We start from the raw sequence: 2,888 nt of genomic DNA, 5'->3' as shown, positions 1-2,888 counted from the left end.
CTGATGCCCGGTCAGTCGGTCATCATGGGCGTCGGTTCCATGGACTACCCGGCCGAGTTCCAGGGCACCTCCCAGGACACCCTGAACAAGCTGGGCATCTCCAAGGTCATGACCCTGACCTCGACCTACGACCACCGGGTCATCCAGGGCGCGGCCTCCGGCGAGTTCCTGCGGATCGTCTCCAACCTCCTCCTCGGCGAGGACGGTTTCTACGACGACATCTTCAAGGCGCTGCGCATCCCCTACGAGCCGGTCCGCTGGCTCAAGGACATCGACGCCTCGCACGACGACGACGTCACGAAGGCCGCCCGCGTCTTCGAGCTCATCCACTCCTACCGGGTCCGCGGCCACGTCATGGCCGACACCGACCCGCTGGAGTACAAGCAGCGCAAGCACCCCGACCTGGACATCACCGAGCACGGCCTCACTCTGTGGGACCTGGAGCGGGAGTTCGCGGTCGGCGGGTTCGCCGGCAAGTCGATGATGAAGCTCCGCGACATCCTCGGCGTGCTCCGCGACTCGTACTGCCGCACCACCGGCATCGAGTTCATGCACATCCAGGACCCGAAGCAGCGCAAGTGGATCCAGGACCGCGTCGAGCGCCCGCACGCCCGTGTGGAGCGCGAGGAGCAGCTCCGCATCCTGCGCCGGCTCAACGCCGCCGAGGCCTTCGAGACCTTCCTGCAGACGAAGTACGTCGGCCAGAAGCGGTTCTCCCTGGAGGGCGGCGAGTCCGTCATCCCGCTGCTCGACGCGGTCATCGACTCGGCCGCCGAGTCGCGCCTGGACGAGGTCGTCATCGGCATGGCCCACCGCGGCCGGCTGAACGTCCTCGCCAACATCGTCGGCAAGTCCTACGCGCAGATCTTCCGCGAGTTCGAGGGCAACCTCGACCCGAAGTCGATGCACGGCTCCGGCGACGTGAAGTACCACCTGGGCGCCGAGGGCACCTTCACGGGCCTCGACGGCGAGCAGATCAAGGTCTCCCTGGTCGCCAACCCCTCCCACCTGGAGGCGGTCGACCCGGTCCTGGAGGGCGTCGTCCGCGCCAAGCAGGACATCATCAACAAGGGCGGCACGGACTTCACGGTCCTGCCGGTCGCCCTGCACGGTGACGCGGCCTTCGCGGGCCAGGGCGTCGTGGCCGAGACCCTGAACATGTCGCAGCTGCGCGGCTACCGCACGGGCGGCACGGTCCACATCGTCATCAACAACCAGGTCGGCTTCACCGCCGCCCCGGAGTCCTCGCGTTCCTCGATGTACGCGACCGACGTGGCCCGCATGATCGAGGCGCCGATCTTCCACGTGAACGGCGACGACCCGGAGGCCGTGGTCCGCGTCGCGCGGCTCGCCTTCGAGTTCCGCCAGACGTTCAACAAGGACGTCGTGATCGACCTCATCTGCTACCGCCGCCGCGGTCACAACGAGGGTGACAACCCCTCGTTCACCAACCCGCAGATGTACAACCTGATCGACAAGAAGCGTTCGGTGCGCAAGCTGTACACCGAGTCGCTCATCGGTCGCGGGGACATCACCCTGGAGGAGGCGGAGCAGTCGCTCCAGGACTTCCAGGGCCAGCTGGAGAAGGTGTTCGCGGAGGTCCGTGAGGCCACCGCCGCCCCGGCGCCCACGCACGTGCCGGACGCCCGGGCCGAGTTCCCGGTCGCCGTCACCACCGCGGTCTCCCAGGAGGTCGTGAAGCGGATCGCCGAGTCTCAGGTCAACGTCCCGGAGCGGATCACGGTCCACTCGCGCCTGCTGCCGCAGCTGCAGCGCCGCGCGGCCTCCATCGACGACGGCACCATCGACTGGGGCTTCGGCGAGACCCTCGCCATCGGCTCCCTGCTGATGGAGGGCACCCCCGTCCGCCTCTCCGGCCAGGACTCCCGCCGCGGCACCTTCGGCCAGCGCCACGCGGTGCTGGTGGACCAGGAGACCGGCGAGGACTACACCCCGCTGCTCTACCTGACGGAGGACCAGGCCCACTACAACGTCTACGACTCGCTGCTCAGCGAGTACGCGGCGATGGGCTTCGAGTACGGCTACTCGCTGGCCCGCCCGGACTCCCTGGTCATCTGGGAGGCCCAGTTCGGTGACTTCGTCAACGGCGCGCAGACCGTCGTCGACGAGTTCATCTCCTCGGCCGAGCAGAAGTGGGGCCAGACCTCCGGCGTCACGCTGCTCCTGCCGCACGGTTACGAGGGCCAGGGCCCGGACCACTCGTCCGCCCGCCCGGAGCGCTTCCTCCAGCTGTGCGCCCAGGACAACATGACGGTCGCCATGCCGACGCTGCCGTCGAACTACTTCCACCTCCTGCGCTGGCAGGTGCACAACCCGCACCACAAGCCGCTCATCGTCTTCACCCCGAAGTCGATGCTGCGTCTGAAGGCCGCGGCGTCCAAGGTGGAGGAGTTCACCACCGGCGGCTTCCGCCCGGTCATCGGGGACGAGTCGGTCAACGCGGCCGACGTCCGCAAGGTCGTCTTCTGCGCGGGCAAGGTCTACTACGACCTGGACGCCGAGCGGAAGAAGCGCGGTGTCACGGACACGGCGATCATCCGCGTGGAGCGCCTGTACCCGCTGCCGGGTGCCGAGCTGCAGGCCGAGATCTCCAAGTACCCGAACGCCGAGAAGTACCTGTGGGCCCAGGAGGAGCCGGCGAACCAGGGTGCGTGGCCGTTCATCGCGCTCAACCTGATCGACCACCTCGACCTGGCGGTCGGCGCGGACATCCCGGCGGGCGAGCGCCTGCGCCGGATCTCGCGCCCGCACTCCTCCTCCCCGGCGGTCGGCTCGGCCAAGCGCCACCAGGCGGAGCAGCAGCAGCTGGTCAACGAGGTCTTCGACGCCTGACCCGCTACCGCGTACGGAGTACGGAGGTCCGGCAC

Annotated in this window: 1 protein-coding gene; it reads left to right on the top strand. The window is 68.4% G+C overall.

Annotated features, from left to right (window positions below):
- On the top strand, positions 1–2,853 hold a 2,853-nt coding region (locus tag RIF68_RS29960; protein WP_309054417.1), incomplete at its 5' end, for a multifunctional oxoglutarate decarboxylase/oxoglutarate dehydrogenase thiamine pyrophosphate-binding subunit/dihydrolipoyllysine-residue succinyltransferase subunit.
- Positions 2,854–2,888 lie beyond the last annotated feature (35 nt).

The organism is Streptomyces sp. (assembly GCF_031178505.1).
Lineage (GTDB): Bacteria > Actinomycetota > Actinomycetes > Streptomycetales > Streptomycetaceae > Streptomyces > Streptomyces gulbargensis.
Note: the sequence above shows the minus strand (reverse complement) of the source record. Positions and strands in the feature narration are given on the sequence as shown.